At 48.7% G+C, this 20,215-nt stretch carries 22 protein-coding genes and 1 other RNA gene; 16 read left to right on the top strand and 7 right to left on the bottom strand.

The genetic code is table 11. From position 1 onward, the window contains the following. Positions 1-58: 58 nt before the first annotated feature. The 3 genes from ABGI61_RS10035 to hrcA all read right to left on the bottom strand — a co-directional run bounded on the left by ABGI61_RS10035 (position 59) and on the right by hrcA (position 4,636). Positions 59-2,821 (bottom strand): FAD-binding and (Fe-S)-binding domain-containing protein, encoded by a 2,763-nt coding sequence (locus ABGI61_RS10035; RefSeq protein ID WP_347600632.1) that lies wholly within the window; start codon positions 2,819-2,821, stop codon positions 59-61. A gap of 180 nt (positions 2,822-3,001) precedes the next feature. After that, positions 3,002-3,574 carry a nucleotide exchange factor GrpE gene (grpE, locus tag ABGI61_RS10030; protein WP_347600630.1) on the bottom strand — a complete coding sequence of 191 codons (573 nt, stop codon included), beginning with the start codon at positions 3,572-3,574 and terminating at the stop codon, positions 3,002-3,004. A 30-nt stretch (positions 3,575-3,604) separates the two neighbouring features. Next, a complete protein-coding gene (gene hrcA / locus ABGI61_RS10025; RefSeq protein WP_347600628.1) occupies positions 3,605-4,636 on the bottom strand; it encodes a heat-inducible transcriptional repressor HrcA in 1,032 nt (343 codons plus the stop codon). Between the two features lie 128 nt (positions 4,637-4,764). Between hrcA and nadK the strand changes: the two genes are divergently transcribed. The 3 genes from nadK to ABGI61_RS10010 all read left to right on the top strand — a co-directional run bounded on the left by nadK (position 4,765) and on the right by ABGI61_RS10010 (position 7,833). Beyond that, positions 4,765-5,646, top strand: a complete 882-nt coding sequence (nadK, locus tag ABGI61_RS10020; RefSeq protein WP_347600626.1) for an NAD(+) kinase — start codon at positions 4,765-4,767, stop codon at positions 5,644-5,646. A gap of 95 nt (positions 5,647-5,741) precedes the next feature. After that, on the top strand, positions 5,742-7,415 hold the full coding sequence (gene recN, locus ABGI61_RS10015) for a DNA repair protein RecN (protein ID WP_347600625.1): 1,674 nt from the start codon (positions 5,742-5,744) through the stop codon (positions 7,413-7,415). Between the two features lie 67 nt (positions 7,416-7,482). Further along, positions 7,483-7,833: an outer membrane protein assembly factor BamE gene (locus ABGI61_RS10010; protein WP_347600623.1), complete on the top strand. Its 351-nt coding sequence runs from the start codon at positions 7,483-7,485 to the stop codon at positions 7,831-7,833. Positions 7,834-7,917: 84 nt separating this feature from the next. Here ABGI61_RS10010 and ABGI61_RS10005 read toward each other — a convergent pair whose 3' ends face one another. Together ABGI61_RS10005 and ABGI61_RS10000 are read right to left on the bottom strand one after the other, a co-directional pair. Then, positions 7,918-8,268: an RnfH family protein gene (locus ABGI61_RS10005; RefSeq protein ID WP_347600621.1), complete on the bottom strand. Its 351-nt coding sequence runs from the start codon at positions 8,266-8,268 to the stop codon at positions 7,918-7,920. Next, positions 8,261-8,704: a type II toxin-antitoxin system RatA family toxin gene (locus ABGI61_RS10000; protein WP_347600619.1), complete on the bottom strand. Its 444-nt coding sequence runs from the start codon at positions 8,702-8,704 to the stop codon at positions 8,261-8,263. Before ABGI61_RS10000 ends, ABGI61_RS10005 begins: the two co-directional genes overlap by 8 nt. Before the next feature lie 106 nt (positions 8,705-8,810). Here ABGI61_RS10000 and smpB point away from each other — a divergent pair, with 106 nt between their 5' ends. The 10 genes from smpB to ABGI61_RS09950 all read left to right on the top strand — a co-directional run bounded on the left by smpB (position 8,811) and on the right by ABGI61_RS09950 (position 16,222). Continuing rightward, a complete protein-coding gene (gene smpB, locus ABGI61_RS09995; RefSeq protein WP_008223810.1) occupies positions 8,811-9,293 on the top strand; it encodes an SsrA-binding protein SmpB in 483 nt (160 codons plus the stop codon). A 143-nt stretch (positions 9,294-9,436) separates the two neighbouring features. Beyond that, positions 9,437-9,797, top strand: a transfer-messenger RNA (tmRNA) gene (gene ssrA, locus ABGI61_RS09990). Between the two features lie 293 nt (positions 9,798-10,090). After that, positions 10,091-11,512, top strand: coding sequence for a replication endonuclease (locus tag ABGI61_RS09985; RefSeq protein ID WP_347600617.1), 1,422 nt, complete (start codon positions 10,091-10,093; stop codon positions 11,510-11,512). An 18-nt stretch (positions 11,513-11,530) separates the two neighbouring features. Next, the gene (locus ABGI61_RS09980; protein WP_347600615.1) at positions 11,531-11,770 is read left to right on the top strand and encodes a hypothetical protein; all 240 of its coding nucleotides are present in this window, start codon (positions 11,531-11,533) and stop codon (positions 11,768-11,770) included. Between the two features lie 395 nt (positions 11,771-12,165). Next, entirely contained in the window at positions 12,166-12,378 is a 213-nt protein-coding gene (locus ABGI61_RS09975) for a hypothetical protein (RefSeq protein ID WP_347600613.1), read from the top strand. 2 nt (positions 12,379-12,380) lie between these two features. Continuing rightward, positions 12,381-13,472 carry an Arm DNA-binding domain-containing protein gene (locus tag ABGI61_RS09970; protein ID WP_347600611.1) on the top strand — a complete coding sequence of 364 codons (1,092 nt, stop codon included), beginning with the start codon at positions 12,381-12,383 and terminating at the stop codon, positions 13,470-13,472. Between the two features lie 12 nt (positions 13,473-13,484). Then, on the top strand, positions 13,485-13,784 hold the full coding sequence (locus tag ABGI61_RS09965) for a hypothetical protein (protein WP_347600609.1): 300 nt from the start codon (positions 13,485-13,487) through the stop codon (positions 13,782-13,784). 213 nt (positions 13,785-13,997) lie between these two features. Continuing rightward, on the top strand, positions 13,998-14,780 hold the full coding sequence (locus ABGI61_RS09960) for a TIGR04255 family protein (protein ID WP_347600607.1): 783 nt from the start codon (positions 13,998-14,000) through the stop codon (positions 14,778-14,780). Beyond that, positions 14,777-15,430: a hypothetical protein gene (locus tag ABGI61_RS09955; protein ID WP_347600605.1), complete on the top strand. Its 654-nt coding sequence runs from the start codon at positions 14,777-14,779 to the stop codon at positions 15,428-15,430. Before ABGI61_RS09960 ends, ABGI61_RS09955 begins: the two co-directional genes overlap by 4 nt. Positions 15,431-15,433: 3 nt before the next feature. Then, on the top strand, positions 15,434-16,222 hold the full coding sequence (locus tag ABGI61_RS09950) for a hypothetical protein (RefSeq protein ID WP_347600603.1): 789 nt from the start codon (positions 15,434-15,436) through the stop codon (positions 16,220-16,222). Between the two features lie 131 nt (positions 16,223-16,353). Here the strand turns inward: ABGI61_RS09950 and ABGI61_RS09945 are convergent, their stop codons facing one another. Continuing rightward, positions 16,354-16,770, bottom strand: a complete 417-nt coding sequence (locus tag ABGI61_RS09945) for an organic hydroperoxide resistance protein (RefSeq protein ID WP_347600601.1) — start codon at positions 16,768-16,770, stop codon at positions 16,354-16,356. 148 nt (positions 16,771-16,918) lie between these two features. On the opposite strand from ABGI61_RS09945, the gene ABGI61_RS09940 reads away from it, so the two are divergent. From ABGI61_RS09940 to ABGI61_RS09930, 3 genes are all read left to right on the top strand, one after another. Continuing rightward, the gene (locus ABGI61_RS09940) at positions 16,919-17,404 is read left to right on the top strand and encodes a MarR family winged helix-turn-helix transcriptional regulator (protein ID WP_347600599.1); all 486 of its coding nucleotides are present in this window, start codon (positions 16,919-16,921) and stop codon (positions 17,402-17,404) included. A gap of 306 nt (positions 17,405-17,710) precedes the next feature. Continuing rightward, the gene (locus ABGI61_RS09935) at positions 17,711-18,583 is read left to right on the top strand and encodes a PEP-CTERM/exosortase system-associated acyltransferase (protein WP_347600597.1); all 873 of its coding nucleotides are present in this window, start codon (positions 17,711-17,713) and stop codon (positions 18,581-18,583) included. 15 nt (positions 18,584-18,598) lie between these two features. Beyond that, positions 18,599-19,618: a metal-dependent hydrolase gene (locus ABGI61_RS09930; RefSeq protein WP_347600595.1), complete on the top strand. Its 1,020-nt coding sequence runs from the start codon at positions 18,599-18,601 to the stop codon at positions 19,616-19,618. Here the strand turns inward: ABGI61_RS09930 and ABGI61_RS09925 are convergent. Continuing rightward, on the bottom strand, positions 19,608-20,111 hold the full coding sequence (locus ABGI61_RS09925) for a DUF1543 domain-containing protein (RefSeq protein WP_347600593.1): 504 nt from the start codon (positions 20,109-20,111) through the stop codon (positions 19,608-19,610). The two genes, ABGI61_RS09930 and ABGI61_RS09925, sit on opposite strands and share 11 nt — an antisense overlap. Positions 20,112-20,215 lie beyond the last annotated feature (104 nt).

The following is a 20,215-nucleotide window of genomic DNA, read 5'->3' as shown; positions in this document are numbered from 1 at the left end:
CTACCCTCAATGAATTTGTTTAATCAGACTAAGCTTACGCTATTATTGCAATCTAAAGTTAACCAACCTCAGTACATTGGTCTAATAAATACACTAAGTGTTGATATTCAATACCACTGTGGCGCGATAAACCAACTTCACAGCTGCGACTGGTCGACACGCCTTGTGAGCAAGCACTTACCTGCGGTTTTAAAGCCGATAGCGCTGAAGCGTTTAGTTCAGGCAACATAAAGCCTTTATCACCGGCAAAACCGCAGCAGCTAATGCCCTCTGGCACCACAACCGCGTTAGTGCAAGCGCTTATTAGTCGCTGTAATTTATCGGCCTGGCCCAACTGGCTGGCACTGCAGGTGATATGCAGTGCTACCCGCTCGTTCATTGGCGTTAAGGTTAACTTTGGCAGCACCTTATCATGCAAAAAATCGACGCTGTCATAGATTTTCAGCCTGGGGTCTAATTTGCCGCTTAAGGTTAAACTGCAGGGGCTGGTATCACTAAAAATTGCTATCTCGCCGTTGTTACTCACCTTAAGCAGCCACTGCTCCAGCTCGCGCTGTTTATAATCAGCGGCGGCAAACTGGCCTTTAGATTGAAACGGCATACCACAGCATTGCTGCGCAATGCCTTCTGGCATAATTAACTGATAACCAGCTTTGGCCAGTAAGTGGGCACTTACCTCTGCCAGACTGCGTTTATCTTTGCTGTTGGTCGCAGGCCCCATAACCCGACCTGAGCAAGAGGCCAGGTAGATAAGCGGTGTCAGGCCTTTACCATCCAGGCTGGTTATTTTAACCCTGTTTGCCGTTGGCATCGCCTTATGCCAGCGCGGCAGCACTGCGCCAAAGAAATTGCCAACACCCAAACCTAAACGGCTGATAGCGGCTGCAACACTAAAGTGCCGCGCGATAAAGGCAGCAACACCTTGCCAGCGCTGGTTATTTTCTGCCCGCAATTGCCGGGTTAAATCGCCGGTATTAATACCCACCGGGCAGGCACTGCTGCACATACCACAGGCCACGCAGGTATCAGTACCGGCATACTGGTAAGCTAATGTCAGTTGCTTTAAGCGCTTAGTCTCTTCACTTGAGGTATTTTGTTTAGCCCTTGACGCCAGGCGCGACATTTCCCGCTGCGCCACAATGCGCTGGCGTGGCGTTAAGGTTAACTTACGCGAAGGGCATACCGGCTCACAAAAACCGCACTCTATGCATTTATCTACCAGCGGGTTAGTCGCCGGTAACGGCTTTAAGTTTTCCAGATGTAATTGCGGGTTACGGCTTAGCACCACCTCAGGGTTAAGAATATGCTTTGGATCCAGCAATTTTTTAATTTTCCACATTAACGCATAGGCTTCACTGCCCCATTCCAGCTCGACAAAGGGCGCCATATTGCGGCCGGTGCCATGTTCCGCTTTAAGTGAGCCGCCAAACTCTACCGCGACAAGCTGCGCCACATCCTGCATAAAGGCGTCATAGCGCTTAACTTGTGCTGGTTCATCAAAGCCCTGGGTAAAGACAAAATGCAGGTTACCCTCTAAAGCGTGGCCAAAAATAATGGCTTCATTATAGTGATATTTATCAAACAGTTGCTGCAGGCGCGATACCCCCTCCGCCAGTTGCTCGACAGGGAAAGTCACATCCTCAATAATCACGGTAGTGCCGGTTTGGCGCACCGCGCCCACTGCCGGAAAAGTGCCCTTGCGAATAGCCCACAGCTGGTTATACACCGCAGGATCGCTGCTAAAAGCAACCTGCTGCTCCAGTTCAAAGGCCGTCAGGCTGCTTGAGATCTGCGCCAGTTGCTGCTGCAACAGGTTGTTGCTTTGTGCACTGCTTTCTATCAGTAAGGCACAGGCATTCGCTGATAACGTTTTTACCCAGGGTGGCATACCGGCTTTATGCTCTACCGAGCGCAAGCTGCGCCGGTCCAGCAGTTCAACCGCCGATACCGGTTGCTGTTTTAATAGCGTAACAGCATGACAACAACTCTCAACCGATGGGAACACCAACAAGCCCGTGGCACGATGCGGATATTCCGCTACGGTGTTATAGGTAACCGCACTGATAAAACCCAGGCAGCCTTCCGAGCCCACCATTAAATGGGTAAGAATATCAATGGGATCGGTAAATTCGGTCAGCGCATTTAACGAAAAGCCGGTGGTGTTTTTTAAGCGGTATTTATGGCGGATTTTAGCGCTAAGTGCGCTATTAGCGCGGGTGTGTGCGCCCAGCAATTCGAGCTCTGCCAGCAGCGGCGCATGGGAGTTGCGAAACGCCGCTACGCTCTGGCTGTCTTCGGTGTCCAGCACAGTACCGTCAAATAACACCAAACGCATACCGGCCAGCGTATTAAAGCTGTTATGTGCGGTACCACAGCACATGCCGCTAGCGTTATTGGCAACAATGCCGCCAATTTTACAGCTATTTATCGACGCTGGATCCGGGCCTATTTTACGCTGAAATTTACTCAGTGCACTGTTGGCGGCGGCGCCTATTACGCCCGGCTGTAAGCGAATTTGCTCTCCCAAGCCACGTACTTCACGCTGTTGCCAGTTTTCACCCAGCACTAACAGTACCGAGTCTGTAACCGCCTGGCCCGATAAGCTGGTGCCCGCGGCACGAAACGTCAGTGCCACCTGGTGTTGGTTGGCTAACTTGAGCAGCGCGATAACTTCGGCTTCGCTTTCAACGCGCAGCACTAACTTGGGTAACAGACGGTAAAAGCTAGCATCAGTGCCAAAGGTTAGGGTTTCCAACGGATCATCAAAATACCGCTGTGGCGGAATAAGCTGTTTAACGGCCTGAATAAACTGCGGGTGCATGCCAACCTCTGACAGCAAAGCGTAATAAGCTGATTAACCGATAATAAAGGATAGCACTGCACTTTGCATAAAGTTTTATTACCAACGCCCACCGCATGTATAAATTATTCATGACAAGGTAACCTTAACTGCAATAAAAAAGCCGGCATCACGCCGGCTCTAGCAGTAAAATGTTGGCTGTTATTCCGGCGCTTTCGACACACCGACCATGGCCGGGCGCAATAAGCGGCCATTAAGCTCATAGCCTTTTTGCATCACAAAGGTGACCGTATTTGGCGCCACATCGGCTGAAGGCTGAATACTCATGGCCTGGTGCAATTCCGGGTTAAACGGCTGGCCTTGGGGGTCAATCTGATTTACACCAAATTTAGCTACGGTGTCTAAAAAGCTTTTCAGCGTCAGCTCTACGCCTTCTACTACACCTTTTAGCGCCTCATCTTCGCGGTTAATAAAGCCTAGCGCACGCTCCAGATTGTCAACCACGGGTAATAAATCGCCGGCAAATTTTTCCAGCGCAAACTTATGCGCCTTCTCCACGTCCATACTGGCGCGGCGGCGGATGTTCTCGGCTTCGGCTTTAATGCGCAGCATTAAATCCTGCTGCTCTGCCAGCTGGGCCTTGGTGCTGGCCAGCTCGTCTTCCAGCTTGGCAATAATAGCCTGCTCACCGGATAACTCGACGGTGTCGGCATGTTCATTAGCGGCCTGTGGCTGCTCAGTGCTGTGATCCGTTGGCTGTTGTTGCTCAGTCATGCGTTACTACTCCCAAATTAAGTAGGTGTATTATGGGGATACCTGGCGCCGATTCAAGTGCAAATTTAACTGGCGGGCACAGGCTTCAACTAAAGGAATTAAGCGGGCATAGTTCATCCGCCGCGGGCCCAACAGGGCAATAAAGCGTTTTGGCTGTTGCTGATAACGCTGCACAATAACACTGACATTGGCCAGTTCAATAAAACCCGACTCTTTACCCAACAGTAACTTGGGCTGCTCATCCTGCGTCAGGCTATCGAGCAGGCGCAGCAAGCCTTCGGGCTGCTCCAGCATCTGCATCACCTGCTGTAGTGCTTGGTTTTGCTGGTACTCCGGGGTTAACAGCAGCTGATGCTGACCAAAAATCAGCGGTTGGTGCTGTTGCAGCTCATCTAAACTCAATAAGCCCAATACCTTTTGCAGCAACTGCTGGCACATACCACTTTCGCCACGCACCAGGGTGCCTAAGCGCTCTATGCCATCCTGCCACTGACCACCGCCGCCCAAAGCTGCGTTAAGCAAGCACAGTACTTTGCTTAGCACAGTGTTATCTATTGCCTGCTCGCAGTGCAGTAAACGGTGCAAAATATCGCCGTCTTCATCTATTACTACCAACAACAGCCGGTCACTGGCCAGGCGAACTAAGTCAATTTGCCGCACGATACGGCCATCGGCCTTAGGTGCACTGACTATAGCCACAAAGCCGGTGAGGTTAGTTAACAGTTGGCCGGCCTGCTGGCATAACAAGGACACTGGCAACTGTTGGGTCAGCTTACGTTGCAGTTCAGTTTGCCAAAAACTACTCAGTGGCTGTAGCTGCAACATTTTATCGATAAACAAGCGGATGCCGGCGGTGGTGGGAATGCGCCCGGCCGAGGTGTGTGGTGAACGAATTAAGCCCTGCTGCTCCAGCGCCATCATGGTGTTGCGCACGGTGGCCGAACTCACCGCCAGCTGGGCGTTGTCGGCCAGCAGCTTAGACGATACCGGCTGGCCATCCAGCAAATACTGCTCGACAATCAGCTTTAAAATCAGCTCGGGCCTGCTCAGGGTTAACGTCATACCGCGCACTCTATACCTTATTGCTTGTGGATATGGGGGCAAGGCCGGCTAATTCAAGCGCACAGACAGCGCTAGTGCGACGGCCCCGGTGTCGTTATACTCTGCACAAGGGTTAAAAGGAACTGGCTATGTCACACGCATTCACCACCGTTGGGCTCATTGGTAAGCCACATCATCAGGGCGCAAACAATACGCTGCTCAGTTTGTATCAGTTTTTGCGCCAGCAAGGGCTGACGGTTTATGTCGAGCAACGGGTAGCGCAATCACTGGAGTTGCCCGATGTCGCGGTGCTTGATCTGGTTGAGCTGGGTAAAAAATGTGATCTGGCGATCGTGGTCGGTGGTGATGGCAATATGCTGGGCGCCGCGCGGGTGTTGTCACGTTTTAACGTGGCGGTACTGGGCGTTAACCGCGGTAACCTGGGCTTTTTAACGGATCTCGCGCCAGAAAACTTCCAGCAGCCGCTAACCGAAGTACTGGCGGGTAATTTTGTTACCGAAAAACGCAATCTGCTGGAAATCAGCGTACAGCGCGGTGGCGTGATTAAAAGCAGTAACAGTGCGGTGAATGAAGCCGTGCTGCATGCCGACAAAGTCGCGCACATGATTGAGTTTGAAGCCTATATTAATGACGAGTTTGTCTATAGTCAGCGCTCGGACGGTCTGATTATCAGCACCCCAACTGGTTCCACAGCATACTCGTTATCTGGTGGCGGCCCTATACTAACACCGGATCTGGATGCGGTGACCTTAGTACCGATGTTCCCGCATACGCTGAGTAGCCGGCCGCTGGTGGTGTCGGGCAGCAGCGAAATCCGCTTAAAAGTGGCCAGCACCAACGATGCCCATCTGCAAATCAGCTGTGATAGCCATGTCATTCTGGCCGTAATGCCGGGTGATGATATTTATATCCGTAAGCACCCGACGCCGCTTCGGCTGGTGCACCCGCCGGGGTACAGCTATTTTCACGTGCTGCGCAACAAGTTAGGCTGGGGCAGCAAACTTTATTAAAACCTGGCTTGCCAAGGTGATATTTCCTGTATAAAGTTACTGTATAAATAACCACTGTTATTTTTCACAGTTAACTTAGCTGACAGGAGAATGTCATGCTGTGCCATCTGCATATTAGTAATTTTGCTATTGTCCGTGCGCTGGAAATTGACTGGAACAGCGGGATGTCTACCATTACCGGTGAAACCGGTGCCGGTAAATCTATCGCTATCGACGCCCTGTCACTGTGTTTAGGCGAGCGCGCCGATGCCAGCGTAGTGCGCCCCGGCGCCGATAAAGCCGATATCGTTGCCAGCTTTGACATAAGTAAATTAAGCGCCGCCCAGCAGTGGTTGGCCGAGCAAGATCTGGCCATGGGCCACGAGTGCATCGTGCGGCGGGTGGTCAGTAACGAAGGCCGCTCACGTGGCTACATTAATGGTGTACAGGTACCGGCGCAGCAGTTAAAAGCGCTGGGTCAACATTTGCTGAGCATTCATGGCCAGCATGCCCACCAACAATTACTGAAAAACGATTATCAGCGCCAGTTGCTAGATGCTTTCGCAGCTAACAGCAGCCTGCTAGAGGCTACCCGCAGCAGTTGGCGGCACTGGCAGCAATTGCAGCGTGAATATGCCCAGCTGCAACAATCGCAGCAGCAGCGTGATGCACAGCGTCAGTTGTTGGAATATCAGGTGGCCGAGTTAGATCAGTTTGCCCCGTTACAAGACGAGTATCCGCAGCTGGAAGCCGAGCACAGCCGTTTAAGCCACGGCAATACCTTGTTAAGCCAAAGCCAGCAGTGTTTGCAGCTGCTGTACGATGACGAACAGCAAAATGTTTATCAGGCGCTGTCTGTGGCCGCCGGCCAACTTGAGCAGCTGTGCAGCCTGGACCCGGCGCTGAATAATATCAGCCAGATGTTGCAAGACGCGCTGGTGCAAACCGAAGAGGCCAGCCGTGAGCTGCGCCGCTATGCTGATAAAGTAGAGCTGGATCCGGAGCGGTTAGCACAAATTGATGAGCGCTTAAGCCAGTGGCTTAACCTATCGCGCAAGCATCAGGTCAATTATGAAGACTTACCCGCACTGCACCAGCAGCTTTCCGAGCAGTTGGGGGCGCTGACCGGTGATGATAAACGCCTGCTGCAACTAGAGGCCGACATAAGCGCTGCACAGCAGCATTATTTACAGCAGGCTGAAGCACTAAGCCAGCAGCGCCAGCAAGCTGCTGCACTGTTAAGTGATAAAATCAGCCGTAGCATGCAAGAGCTCAGCATGGCCAATGCCCGTTTTGCCATCGTAGTTAACCCGCTTGATGTCAGCCAGGGCAGTGCTCAGGGTATCGATCAGATCGATTTTCAGGTATCCACCAACCCGGGCCAGCCACTGCAGGCTTTAAGTAAAGTGGCCTCAGGAGGTGAGCTGTCGCGTATCAGCCTGGCCATACAGGTGATCCTGGCCGATAAAATTACCACCCCGACACTGATTTTCGACGAAGTGGATGTGGGCATCAGCGGCCCTGTTGCCGCCGGTGTTGGTCGTTTGCTGCGCCAGCTGGGCGAGACCACACAAATTATCTGTGTGACCCATCTGCCGCAGGTAGCCAGCCAGGGCCATCAGCAGTTGTTTGTTGAAAAATACACCGATGGCCTGGCCACGGAAACCCGTATGCGCGAGCTGGATGCTGACGAGCGCATCAGCGAAATTGCCCGTTTACTGGCGGGCGAAAACATCAGCGCCAGTGCACTGGCCAACGCACGTGAACTTTTATGCGCGCCTTTAGTCTGAAAGAAGGTTTTTCAGCCGGCTTGTCATAGGGTATGATGAGCCCACTTAGGTAAAGCAGAAGCAACAGATGAAAGCAGTAGTAAAAATGATGGTGCTGGCCGCAGGCCTTCTCAGCCTTAGCGCATGTAGCAGCTGGGTGTATCGCATTGATATACCACAAGGCAATTTTTTAGAGCAAAAAGATATCGATAAACTGCGTGTCGCTATGACCAAAGAGCAGGTGAAGTTTGTGCTGGGTACACCGGTAGCCAGTAACGCCTTTGATAATGACACCTGGCATTATTTTTACGCCTTAAAAGGCGGCCGTGGCGATAACTTTGAAAAACAGTTAATTGTCGAGTTTAAAGACAACAAGCTGCAGGACATTAAAGGCGACTTTAAAAAGTCAGACGAATTTAATACGCCACTGGATATCTAAACCGCGCACAACGCTAACAACAAAAAACCAGCATCTAGCTGGTTTTTTCTTCTAAACGTCCTGTTAAAGCGTTAAACCCATAAACTAATGGCCTGAGTCGGGTCTTACTTCGTGCGGCCGGCCACCGGTAACTTTATCAGCGCGGCCTTCTTCTTTGGCTTTCTCGGCGCGGCGACGGCGTAAATCTTTCGGATCGGCAATCAGCGGGCGGTAAATTTCTATTCTGTCGCCGGCTTTTACCGTATCGGTGAGTTTCACCGGCCGGCTCCAGATGCCGACTTTTTGCTGGTTTAGATCAATATCCGCAAACTGCTGTAAAATACCCGACTGCTCGATAATTTGCTGTACAGTGGCGCTTTTGTTTACCGACACGGTAAGTAAACTTTGCCGCTCGGGTAAGGCATAGGCCACTTCAACGGTCATATTTTCAGCCATTTTGCTCTCCGTATACCTGTTTGGCGCGGGTGGTAAACGCCTGCACCATAGAGGCGGTTAACTCGGCAAAGATTTTACCAAAGGCAAACTGAATTAACTTACTGGAAAACTCAAACTCGAGTTTTAATATCACTTTGCAGGCACCGTCATTTAACGGCTGAAACTGCCAGCCACCGCGTAATTGCTTAAAAGGACCATCGACCAGTTGCATGGCAATTTGCTGATTTGGCGTTAACGTATTGCGCGTGGTGAAACTATGACTAATGCCCGCCTTGGAAACTGTTAGCGATGCCACCATCTCTTGTTCTGACTGGCTAACAATGCGCGCAGCGCTGCAGCCGGGTAGAAATTGTGGATAATCCGGTACAGCGTTTACCAGATCATACATCTGCTGCGCGCTGTAAAAAACCAACGCACTGCGTTCAATTTGTGGCATACTCACTCCCCTTTAAACTCGCCGCCGATTGTAACAGAATAACGCGCTGCAACAAGGCATGAGCCATCGCTGACATCCAACACTGAGCTGCGACAAACAACGAATTATGAGCAAAAAACAAGCAAGCAAAAACAAAAACGGTACCATAGCACAAAACCGCAAAGCGCGGCACGAGTACTTTTTAGAAGACCGCTACGAAGCCGGCCTGGCCCTGCAGGGCTGGGAGTTAAAAAGCATCCGCGAGGGTAAGGTAAACCTGTCCGACTCTTATGTCATTTTGCATAACGGTGAAGCCTTTTTACTCGGCGCACAAATTCAGCCGCTCAACAGCGCCTCTAGCCATGTGGTATGCGACCCCGAGCGCAGCCGCAAATTACTACTGCACAAGCGCGAGCTAAGTAAACTGATTGGCTTAAAAGAGCGCGAAGGTTATACCCTGGTCGCCACCGCCATGTACTGGAAAGCTTGCTGGGTAAAGCTTGAATTTCATTTAGCCAAGGGTAAGAAAAGCTATGACAAGCGTGACGATATCAAAGACCGCGACTGGTCACGCGAAAAAGAGCGCATGATGAAGCACAGTAAACACTAAAACACCCTTGAAACTTTTACCGCCTGGCCCCATCTAATTAGGGCGACAGGAGAATGGCTAAAACACAAAGCCCGCTTGTGTAAAGCAAACAGGCTGCGTACAATAGCCAAACACTGAAAGTGAGTGTTACTTCCACAGAATTCGGGGCTGATTCTGGATTCGACGGGATTCACGAACTCTTAGGTGCATGCCGAGGTGAGGTAGGCCTCGTAAAAAAGCCTCAATTAAATAGTCGCAAACGACGAAACTTACGCAATCGCTGCCTAATAAGCAGTAGATAGCTCTTCCCCTCACGCATGCCTGTAAGCTGAGACTCTGGAAGATCACCCCTAACAGGATCGCGTCGCGTCTTCGCCTGGAGACAAAACGTTAAAACCAATCAGGCTCGCCCGACGATAGCCTGCCATTCGGCGCTCATAGGGTTAACTAAATGAATGTGCTAAGCATGTAGTACCGACGATGTAGGTTTTTCGGACGCGGGTTCAACTCCCGCCAGCTCCACCAAAAATGAGAGCGGCGCAAATAGCGCCGCTCTTCATTTCTGTCTTAAAAACAAAAGCTTATCTATACGCTCCCTCGCGAACGAACTGGCCGACAGTACGCTAAACAGGTCTGGAAATTGTCATCCTGTTGCCAACTTTTGTCATTCTGCTGCCAACTTTTTCGCAAAGTACCAAGAAAACCTCTGTGACGAGCCAACCGGAATCAGCTTCGATATCCTCGGAAAATACCTAAGCGACAAAAGCCAGTTTGAGTATTTAAGCGCGATTAAGCTGCTCGATGCGGTGCAAGATGCCATGTGCATAGCCGACTTAGATTTAACAGTCGATGCGCCGATGCTGAAAGCGTTTGCCAAACACAAAGCCACCACCTGCAAATTAATGCTCGCAGAAAGCGCGGATAACCTACACGCTGCTATCAGCGAATTTAAAAAATATGATTTGGGCGATTTGCCCTATGACGATACCGAAATCAGCCATCGCTTGAGTGATGCGGCTTTCTGGCTTCGCCGTATGCGCCGTAAAACCGTGCAAATAGTTGCTCAGATAGAACGAGCCGTTAATCAGGTATCAAAGCGTAAAGCGATTTATTGCGGTGATGCCAGCTTCGCCCACTTCAAAAACAGCCAGTATTTGAGTGAGCAATTTATGCGAAGCACTTATCTGGAAAACGAAGATGGCCTGAGCATCCCGTTAAGTGAAGTTGCGGCACATACTGTAAGTAATCCCGCAATACGCCGCTCTGAACTGATGGTGCGTATTCGCGGCTTCGAAGAAGTAGCCAAACACTGCGGCCATGCTGCTGTATTTACTACCCTGACAACGCCATCACGGATGCACGCTACACACAGTAACGGTTCGGCCAATCCGAAATATGACGGCAGCAGCGTAACCGATGCGCAAGATTACCTAAATCATGTTTGGCAGCTGATACGCGCCAAGCTAGACCGCTCAGAGATAAAACCCTACGGCTTTCGTGTAGTAGAGCCACACCATGACGGTACACCACACTGGCACCTGTTGCTGTTTATGCCTACCGAAGCGGTAAATAGCTTTAAGCAAATTACCTCAGATTATGCGCTGCTGGATTCACCGGATGAAAAAGGCGCAAAAGACTATCGGGTTAACTTTGTAGATATTGATGCCAGCAAAGGTAGTGCCGCCGGTTATATAGCCAAGTATGTAGCAAAGAACATAGATGGTTTCGCACTGAATACAGACAGGCACGGCGTGCAGGCGATAGATGCAGCGCAGCGCACCAGCGCCTGGGCGCGTGCCAATAACATCAGACAATTTCAGCAAATTGGTGGCCCAAGTGTCACCGTATGGCGTGAACTTCGCAGGCTCAAAGGCTGTGAAACTCCGTTTAACGAGCTGAATGATTCCTTTCAGGCCGCCGACTCTGCGAATTGGGCGGCGTTCTGCTTTGCTATGAACGCGGTAAACACCAAACGCAGCGAGCACCGAATAGCGCCCTACTACGCCATTAAAGAAACCGAAGCCATCGACTATCTGAGTGGCGAGATCACATCAAGCAAGCTGAACAAATACGGTGAACAGCGTAAAGCATCTGTCACAGGCCTGTCGTTCAGAGACTTTTCGTTTAGCACCAGACTTCAAAAGTGGCGCGTGCAAAGGAAGCCGCCGAGCCGAGATGGTTCGCCCCCTTTAGGGGGCGTGCCATCGAGTGAGGTGGCAATCTTGGACTTGTGTAAATAACTGTACGGACAAAATCAAATGAACCCAAAAACGACAAACCAGAACCATAGCTTTACCGTTGACGAAGTTGTCAGCCTGATAAACCGGCCAGTTATCCGCCATGACCGAGGGGACAAATTCGTCCCTGCCAACATCGGTTTAATCGTTGGCGTAGTCACACTTAATCAGGAAGTCGAAGTGGTGGTGAAGTTTATCGACCGAGTAACCCAATTCACCAAAGCAGAGTTCACCCGCAACTATCGGGTTATTCAGGAATAACTTTCCAACTTGTTAATGTGAGGTAAATTATGATCACCCTATTGCTGGCGGGAAAATTTTGTTGTAAGTTCTTTCGTGCGGCCTACTCAGACAATTCGCAAACACATACTGAACTTAAGATACTTACGCATGGCACACATTACCGGCCACGTACTGAAAATCGAACAACTACTGAAAATTACGCGACTGAGCTATTAACTAAACTACTAATATTCTGTGCTTGTATAAATGCGTGGCAAGCACCCACTAATACTACTAATTACTATCGAATAGCACGCCGCCGCAAATCAAAACCCAAACTTTTAACCTCGGTGTTATGGCTTTGCCATGCCCGAAAGGAACTCATTTCGTTTCGGAGTGCGTCTGCTTTTCTGCGCGCTTCGTGGGAGACTTTGATGAACAGTAGTGATAACAGCCCAAACGAGCATTATGCCGTGCGTTGGGTAACATTAGAACGGTGCGCCCAATTGGTGGGCTATACCAAAGACGCGTTAAACGCTTTACGTACTAAAGGTAAGTTGCGCATGGATATTCATTGGCGCAAACGCGAGGGGCGTATCTTTATTGATATGCATGCTTTTCAAAACTGGATAGAGACAGGGAGATAAGCATGAAGCCAACAGAATACAAAGGCATCTATGCCAGCTCAAATGCCATTCGTATCGAGTTTATGTATCAGACCGTGCGCTGTCGTGAAACGATACGCGGTACACCAACTAAAACCCGCCTACAGGAAGTAGCCCGAAAGCGCGAACAGATCCTATATGAGATTGATATGGGTAAGTTCGACTACGCCGAGCATTTCCCATCCAGCAAAATGGCTCTCAAATTCAGCAATAACAAAGCGGCCTTCATTCGTATGAGTGAAGCGGTAGATATGTGGTTTCACCGTAACAGCAAACGCTGGGCGCGCAGTACCTACCGTGGCTATGTGAGCAAGGTAAACACTCATATCCTGCCCAACTTTGGCAAGCTAATGGTGGCTGACTTTAAGCCCTATGTGTTTAAAGATTGGGCGGCTAGTACAAAAATATCGGCGAAATCGGTTAACGAAGTTCGCTCAATCCTACATGGCATTTTAAAAGAACTGGTATTTGATGAAATACTCGAATCTAACCCGATAGATAAATGCCCCACTTCACCAAAGCAGCCGACAGAGCCTGAGCCTTTCAGCGCTGCCGAGCGTGACGCCATCATCGTTAATCTGCCAGAAGGCTATGGCCGCGATTTTTATATCTTCGCGTTCTGGACTGGCCTGCGTACTGGTGAACAACTCGGCTTGCAATGGCAAGATATCGACTTTAATAAACAACGCATCTATATCCGCCGCTCAATTGTGCATGGCAAGCTTGCAGGCACCAAAACCCGCAGTTCATTCCGTACGCATGAACTAAGCGAACAAGCATTAGAGGTGCTGCAGCGAATAAAAGCCACTCACCCAAACCTTGCTCCCGAAGCACGTATATTCCTTGATCCTCGCACCCTAACTCCGTGGAAGTATGACGGCATTATGCGAGAACGCTTTTGGTCACCGGCCTTAAAGCAAGCGCAAGTGAAATACCGCCGCCCGTACAACTGCCGCCATACATACGCATCAACCATGCTGACAGCTGGAAAAGATCCAACATGGCTGGCTAAACAGATGGGGCATAAAGATTGGGGCATGATTCGTATGGTCTACGCACGTTGGATAGATAATTAATAGGTGATTCAAATGGACTACAAAATTGAAAAATTTCAAATATCGGAAATCTTAGAAGAACTAAATTTACCGCCTGATTCTGAGTATTTGGGCTATGGCATACATCGGCCTGATACGGACGAATATGTCATGCTGGCGTCTGATTCAAAAGACTGTTCACTCTGGTTGTGGAGTTCCACACCAATCGGAGCCTTTAAGTTTCAAGATTATGCTTATGTAACTGAATTGGCATCAAAGTACGACAAGGCACCTGTAGAGGTCGGCATTATATTCGACATTGGTCCCGGAGTTATATTTGCGACTAATAAATGATGCAATGACCTAGCTTGCAGCCTGTGGGGAGGAACCGGCAACGGAGGGGAGCCACAGGCTGTCAAAAAATTAGCATTAATGTGCAGTTTCCAAAAAGTGAAATAACACTTACTGAATTCATATAAACGAACTTTTTACTGTAATTCCTGTCAAAACTGTAAAGCAAAGTGTAAAATGACGAAAATAATCTAAAAAATCAACTTAGGCTGCATTATGTCAAAGACTATTCTGAAAAATTCGCCTATTAGCTATGTAGTTGCGCAATTAACGTTTCCATCTATGCCTGCAAATCCGAATATGGAAAATCAGATAGTTCAACTTCACGAAAGAATTAGGAAGGAAGGTTTTCCCAATCGTGTAGATAAAAAAGGTAAGCAAGTGCGATTGACAGACTCTGGGGTAGAGTTTTCAGATGTTCATGCATACAGCTTTTTATCTTTAGACAAAACAACCTCAGTTCACCTTAGTTCCGACACTTTTGTTTTAGAAACGTCAAAATATGACGGTTACGATAAGTTTATCTCTACGTTTAATAAGTCTTTAAATTTAGTTAATGAGATATTTTCCATAGTAGGTATGGATAGAGTTGGCATACGCTTTATAAATCTTATTGATCCATCGGCTGATGCCCTATCTGATTTAATAAAGCCTGACCTAATTGCGTTAGAAGAAGTTGGGGACGCCGAATCTATAAAAATCAATTACATGGAGTCCAGAAGATCCACCGGAGAAGGGCAAGAACTAATTATAAAAGTTACTAAGTCTAAAGGTGGTGCAGCACTACCAGATGAATTTGCGAATCCGCATATAAAAATGACCAAGACAAGGACAGCAGAGTACGTCACCGCCCTTTTGGACTTTGATCATATTAAGATTTATGATGGTGCAGAATTAGACACAAGCAGATTGTTAAGTGATATGGACATGTTACATAAAAAAATCTATGAAGCATTCTATAGATCCGTGACAAATAAAGCGATTAAGGACTGGTCATGAGCTATTCAACTTACAGCGCTCCAAGACGATATACAAAGTCTACAGATGATACAGCCAAATTTAACAGCATGGTACATGCCACATTTGGATGCTTCGCTCTGTGCATGGCTGTTACGTCCGCAACAAATGTTGTTAATGCTTCTGAGAGTGTGATTTCGCCAAAGCGTAGTACCCAATTCGTAATCTTCTCTGAGAAAGATGATAAAACCAAACCAAGTAGAGTTGATTCAGGTGAAGATGTTAGCATCGATAAAATGGCTAATGAAATTAAAAATCGCTTTGGTGTAAACACGAGCGACTTGGCCAAAATACTTCAGGTCAGTAGACCTACAGTTTATAAATATATGCAAGGTGAAGGCCCAACCGACTCTAATTTAGTATCCCGAATGCAACAAATCTACTCACTGGCAACGGAATGGAGCAGTATCACTAGCAAACCTATATCTAAAGAATTAAAACGGGTTTATCCGCGTTCAAGAAGTTTGTTAGATTTAATGACTCAAAATGAAATTGATATGAACCTCCTTACTTCGCGAGTTCGTGAGCTGGCTTTCTTATCGGAAAAAAGAAGCAACAGAGCTGATTCCGGTTTGATTGGCAGTGATATTTATACTAACAATATTCAAAGCTTGGTCAATTCTGTGGGTTAATTAATGCAGTCAGACATTCCGAATCAAATAATTGAAAATGGCTGGCTGCAAGGTTCAATAGCAGAAATTCCAGAGCAATTAGTAGCGCAACTGAAATTAAGTACAAATATATTTTTAGTTGCAACACACTCATGTGATATTACAAATTGGAACCTGAAGGCTATTCCTTATGTCGCATTATTGCCTTTACATAATGCAGAAAAAGATAATGGTTTTTTAAATGCTAAACATGCTCGCAAGTTGCAGTTCGAGTCCGTGCCGGCAATAATGTGCCAAATAGAACCATTTGTTTATGTTCCAAGAGAAATATTTGCTGAATTCAAAGCTCAAAATCCTTTAAGCTCAAAAGACAGAGACATTTTGGCTAAGTGGTTGGGAAACTCATACAGCCGTTCAGCGTTTCCTACTAAGTTCAATGACCGATTCGCAAGCTCTAGAATTCGCACAGTACAAAAGCAATTTGAGAGGTTCGAAAAGTTTCTAGCAAAACATAATCATGCAATACTCAACATATTTATACAATTAGACCAATGGGGCGAGCTTAATGAAGGCCAAAACTATTTAGTTGATATAGTTTTGGTCATATCCTTAGATTTCGAGGAGCAAGTAAACAAACTGAATGACGACTTCGACGAGCTGATGCTGGATATATTCTCGAATTGCGAAGGAATTGAATTAGATAGTGCATCAGTGCTAACCGCAGACCAATTTACACTCCAAGATTTAATGCAGTACAAGCTTTGGCAAATGGATAATATAAGTTTCAAGTACGACTCTGAAACTGTGATGTAGAAAGGCTGATAAATGACAACAATACTTCAAAGCATTAAAAATAAAGTAAATTTATACAGTTCAACTCCCGCCAGCTCCACCAAATAGCACAAGGCCAGCGTAAGCTGGCCTTTTGTTTTGTAGCGCTTTGCTTATACGCTTACATGCAAACGCACGTCGATATTGCCGCGGGTGGCGTTTGAGTATGGGCACACCTTATGTGCTTTGGCTACTAACTCGTCGGCGGCGGCTTTATCCATACCTGGCAGGTTAACGAATAAATCGACATCCAGGCCGAAACCGCCTTCAATTTTGCCTATACCCACTTCAGCGCGCAGGCTGACATCGGCTGGCAGGGTTACTTTAGCTGCGCCGGCGACAAATTTTAACGCGCCGATAAAACAGGCTGAGTAGCCGGCTGCGAACAGCTGCTCCGGGTTAGTGGCACCACCGGCGCCGCCCAGCTCTTTTGGCGGGGCCAGTTTAACCTCTAATAAACCGTCGTTTGATTTGGCAGCGCCGTCACGGCCGCCGGTCGATGTTACTACTGCTTTGTATAAAATATCCATACTGATCCCCTTTGAGGTTTTGCCTTAACACAGGCGTTTTGCTTAACACGGTAAATACTAGCCTTAATTTAACTTGCATGCAAGATACTTGCATATTATTTAAATTGCAGTCTTATAACCAGGACGGCTGGTTGCCGGAGCTTTAAATTTGCTACACTGCAAAAAAACCAACGAAACGGCGATGATGAGTAAAACCCTGCCACTGGAAGAGCAAATATGCTTTGCGCTGTATAGCGCGTCGAATGCTATGGTACGGCTGTACCGGCCTTTGCTGCAGCCGTTTGACCTAACCTACCCGCAATATGTGGTGCTATTGGCGCTGTGGCAGCAAGACAACATTAGCTTAGGCGAGCTGGGCAACAAAACCCTGTTTGACTCTGGCACCCTGACACCACTGGTAAAGAAGCTGGAACAAAAGGGCTGGCTGCGCCGGCTGCCCAGTCCAGACGATGAGCGGGTAAAAAAGGTGGTACTTACCGATGAGGGCAAAGCGCTGGAGCAGCAAGTTGCTGGCGTTACCGCTGCACTGCGCTGCCAGATTTCGCTGAACGATGAGCGGATGATCCAGCTGCGCAGCCTGGCAAGGCAGGTTCAGCTGGATATTCAACGGCTTGAGCAATGTAGCCCGGGTTAAAACCTCGCCGCCGCTATTTTGCGACATGATGCAACTTAACCCGCCCTGAATTACATTTAATAACATTAGTTAAATTGTAAATTTTTTTACCTATTTCAAATCATAGCCTTAGCTGCAGCATACTGTTTTTGTGCATAATTTAACCAAACTGACATTTGACGTTGTGCGTATTGATCTGCATAGTAAATTGGCTGCAAGGCTCTGCAATGGAATTGTCAGTCTCAGTACCGCACGGATCGCTGCCAGTTAGCGCATGTTACCAATAAAAATTTAACTCAGCGCATATACACACTTTTGGGGCGTTTTATGACTTCTCTGGCTGCAGTGCAGGGTGATGCACGGCAAAATTCAGCAACAACGGTTACACCTTTATTCGGCACTGAGCTGGCATCGAGCAGCCCTTTACGTCATTTTGCTCACTTTTTCCACGCCAGCCTGGCGCAAACTGACATTCAAAAGCATCAAACCTACCGGCTACGCCACCGGGTATATTGCGAAGAACTGCAATTTGAACCGCAGCGTGAAAGCGGCTTAGAGCATGATCAGTATGACAACCGCGCGATTCATTGCGCGATATCGCGGCTGAGCACTGCGCAGCTGGCGGGCACCGTGCGGCTGATTACTTCCGCTGATGCCGGGCAGTTGCTGCCGCTTGAGCAATACTGCGCCGCCACGCTGAACCATCCGACACTGAGCCCGGCGGCTTTTGCGCGTGAGCAAATTTGCGAAATATCGCGCCTGGCGGTGCCAGGCGAAATACGCCAGCGTAAACAAAGCCAGTCGCCACTTGGGCATAATTTGAATAAACTGCTGCTGCAGCTGGAGCAGCGCTGCTGCGAGGCAGTGGCCATTGCGCTTTATCTGGTTGCCATGCTGATGTGCCTGCACTACGGCAAACACCATGTGTTTGTTATGATTGAGCCGGCACTGGCGCGAATTTTAAAACGTATCGGCATGCATTTTGTGCAAATTGGTGAAGTGGTAGACGTTAACGGCAAGCGTGCACCTTATTATGTCGATGCCCGCGCCACCTTTCATACGCTGGGTACTGAGTACAAAACCCTGAGTAATATTTTAGCTGCCCAGTTGTTTGCCCATGACACTGAAACTAGCACACCACAGTGCGATATCGTGCCAGAGCAGTGCAAAGCAGCAGCGGAGCAGATAGGTTTAAACTAAGCAGTAGAATAGCTGATGGATTCTTTAACCCAATTGACGCTGGGTAGCGCCGTAGCTGCCGCCGTGTTAGCGAAAACACCCGGCAGCCGGGCCAAAGTGGTATTAACCGGTGCCGTGCTGGGCACCCTACCCGACTTAGACGTTATCATCGACTACGGCGATGCCGTCAGTAATATGGTGCTGCACCGCACCGAGAGCCACGCCTTTTTTTACCAAACATTGGTTACTCCGCTACTCGCCTGGCTGGCCGCGCTGTGTTGTAACCAAAGAGCACACTATTGGCGTTGGCTGCTGGCCACCTGGCTGATTTTAATCACCCACACGCTGATTGATGCGATGACGATTTATGGCACGCAATTTGGGTTGCCTTTTACCAATACGCCTTATGCCGTAGGCAGTATGTTTATTATCGACCCGCTGTATACGCTGCCGTTAATTGCCGGCGTGCTGTACTACCTGTTTGGCACAAAGCGCGGATATCGACTGAACATGCTAATGCTAAGTCTATCCAGTATGTATATGCTGTGGTCAGTCGTGGCGCAGTGGCATGTACGCCAGGTCGTTAGCGCCAGCCTGCAACAACAGCAACTGCAGTATCAGCAGCTATTGGTGACACCGGCACCGCTAAATACTGTGCTGTGGCGCATAGTGGTAATGACCGAGCAGGGCTATGGCGAGGGGTTTTACTCATTGTTGGATAACAGCAGCGAAGTACAGCTGCACTGGGTAGAGCAGGATCCGGCATTAAAGCAGCAATATGCTGCGCTTAAGCCAGTACAGCAACTGGCCTGGTTTAGCCAAGGCTTTTTTGCCCTAGAGCAACAGGGCGACAGCTTGCTGTTAACCGATTTACGCATGGGGCAGGAAGGCAGTTATGCCTTTGTGTTTAAACTCGACCCAACTGACATCAGCGCGCCACAGCAATTGCCAATGCGCCGCGATGCGGCTAAAGCCCTCCCCTGGCTGTGGCAGCGCATAAAAGGCATACCGCTGCCCTCGCCTTATATTGCTACACAAAGCATGACTAGCCAATAACCTCATAGCCAGACCAGTCTGGATGCATTGGCTGGCTTTGGCCTGATGGCGTCAGGTGCACATACAGACCCTGCAGTTGCTCTAAAGCAAAGCAGTCATCCAGCTCGAGTAAATCGTCTTTATGCTGGCTTTGGGCATCGGTCAACAACAAGGTTTTAGCCCGCGCTTTTGCAGCAGCAGCACTTGGCGCTACACACAGCATAAACTCATGCTGCTCAGCAATTTTGTTCGGGTAATAGCCGCCAAAATTGACAAAAAACAGTTTAAGCTCGCTTTGCTGCGGCGAAGGCTGCAGCGACACCGCGTAGCCGTCGATGTGCTTTATCTGCATGTAAGCATCAAGGTGTAACCCTTTTACGGTGCCAAACCACTGCTGACGCAGCTGTTCGTGCGTTTGCTCAATACTGTCTGCAGCGACAAAGCGCACATCATGCAGCTCTATATTGGCGCCGGGCGCCGAACCACCTATATAAACTAAAAACAGCTGCACCATGATTTCCTTATTTATCCAGTTGTTATAGTGGCCAGCAGTATACCTCAGCCGACAACACTTCGCGTAAAAATACGCTACTGCGATAGCAGAAAACGGCAGTTTCA

This window comes from Rheinheimera fenheensis (genome assembly GCF_039871805.1).
In the GTDB taxonomy this organism is placed as follows: Bacteria; Pseudomonadota; Gammaproteobacteria; order Enterobacterales; family Alteromonadaceae; genus Alishewanella; species Alishewanella fenheensis.
Note: the sequence above shows the minus strand (reverse complement) of the source record. Positions and strands in the feature narration are given on the sequence as shown.

Excerpts from the sequence above, each read along its gene's own strand:
- ABGI61_RS10035 (WP_347600632.1), bottom strand. The coding sequence starts at position 2,821 with ATGCACCCGCAGTTTATTCAGGCCGTTAAACAGCTTATTCCGCCACAG.
- grpE (WP_347600630.1), bottom strand. The coding sequence starts at position 3,574 with ATGACTGAGCAACAACAGCCAACGGATCACAGCACTGAGCAGCCACAG.
- hrcA (WP_347600628.1), bottom strand. The coding sequence starts at position 4,636 with ATGACGTTAACCCTGAGCAGGCCCGAGCTGATTTTAAAGCTGATTGTC.
- nadK (WP_347600626.1), top strand. The coding sequence starts at position 4,765 with ATGTCACACGCATTCACCACCGTTGGGCTCATTGGTAAGCCACATCAT.
- recN (WP_347600625.1), top strand. The coding sequence starts at position 5,742 with ATGCTGTGCCATCTGCATATTAGTAATTTTGCTATTGTCCGTGCGCTG.
- ABGI61_RS10010 (WP_347600623.1), top strand. The coding sequence starts at position 7,483 with ATGAAAGCAGTAGTAAAAATGATGGTGCTGGCCGCAGGCCTTCTCAGC.
- ABGI61_RS10005 (WP_347600621.1), bottom strand. The coding sequence starts at position 8,268 with ATGGCTGAAAATATGACCGTTGAAGTGGCCTATGCCTTACCCGAGCGG.
- ABGI61_RS10000 (WP_347600619.1), bottom strand. The coding sequence starts at position 8,704 with ATGCCACAAATTGAACGCAGTGCGTTGGTTTTTTACAGCGCGCAGCAG.
- smpB (WP_008223810.1), top strand. The coding sequence starts at position 8,811 with ATGAGCAAAAAACAAGCAAGCAAAAACAAAAACGGTACCATAGCACAA.
- ABGI61_RS09985 (WP_347600617.1), top strand. The coding sequence starts at position 10,091 with ATGTGCATAGCCGACTTAGATTTAACAGTCGATGCGCCGATGCTGAAA.
- ABGI61_RS09980 (WP_347600615.1), top strand. The coding sequence starts at position 11,531 with ATGAACCCAAAAACGACAAACCAGAACCATAGCTTTACCGTTGACGAA.
- ABGI61_RS09975 (WP_347600613.1), top strand. The coding sequence starts at position 12,166 with ATGAACAGTAGTGATAACAGCCCAAACGAGCATTATGCCGTGCGTTGG.
- ABGI61_RS09970 (WP_347600611.1), top strand. The coding sequence starts at position 12,381 with ATGAAGCCAACAGAATACAAAGGCATCTATGCCAGCTCAAATGCCATT.
- ABGI61_RS09965 (WP_347600609.1), top strand. The coding sequence starts at position 13,485 with ATGGACTACAAAATTGAAAAATTTCAAATATCGGAAATCTTAGAAGAA.
- ABGI61_RS09960 (WP_347600607.1), top strand. The coding sequence starts at position 13,998 with ATGTCAAAGACTATTCTGAAAAATTCGCCTATTAGCTATGTAGTTGCG.
- ABGI61_RS09955 (WP_347600605.1), top strand. The coding sequence starts at position 14,777 with ATGAGCTATTCAACTTACAGCGCTCCAAGACGATATACAAAGTCTACA.
- ABGI61_RS09950 (WP_347600603.1), top strand. The coding sequence starts at position 15,434 with ATGCAGTCAGACATTCCGAATCAAATAATTGAAAATGGCTGGCTGCAA.
- ABGI61_RS09945 (WP_347600601.1), bottom strand. The coding sequence starts at position 16,770 with ATGGATATTTTATACAAAGCAGTAGTAACATCGACCGGCGGCCGTGAC.
- ABGI61_RS09935 (WP_347600597.1), top strand. The coding sequence starts at position 17,711 with ATGACTTCTCTGGCTGCAGTGCAGGGTGATGCACGGCAAAATTCAGCA.
- ABGI61_RS09930 (WP_347600595.1), top strand. The coding sequence starts at position 18,599 with ATGGATTCTTTAACCCAATTGACGCTGGGTAGCGCCGTAGCTGCCGCC.
- ABGI61_RS09925 (WP_347600593.1), bottom strand. The coding sequence starts at position 20,111 with ATGGTGCAGCTGTTTTTAGTTTATATAGGTGGTTCGGCGCCCGGCGCC.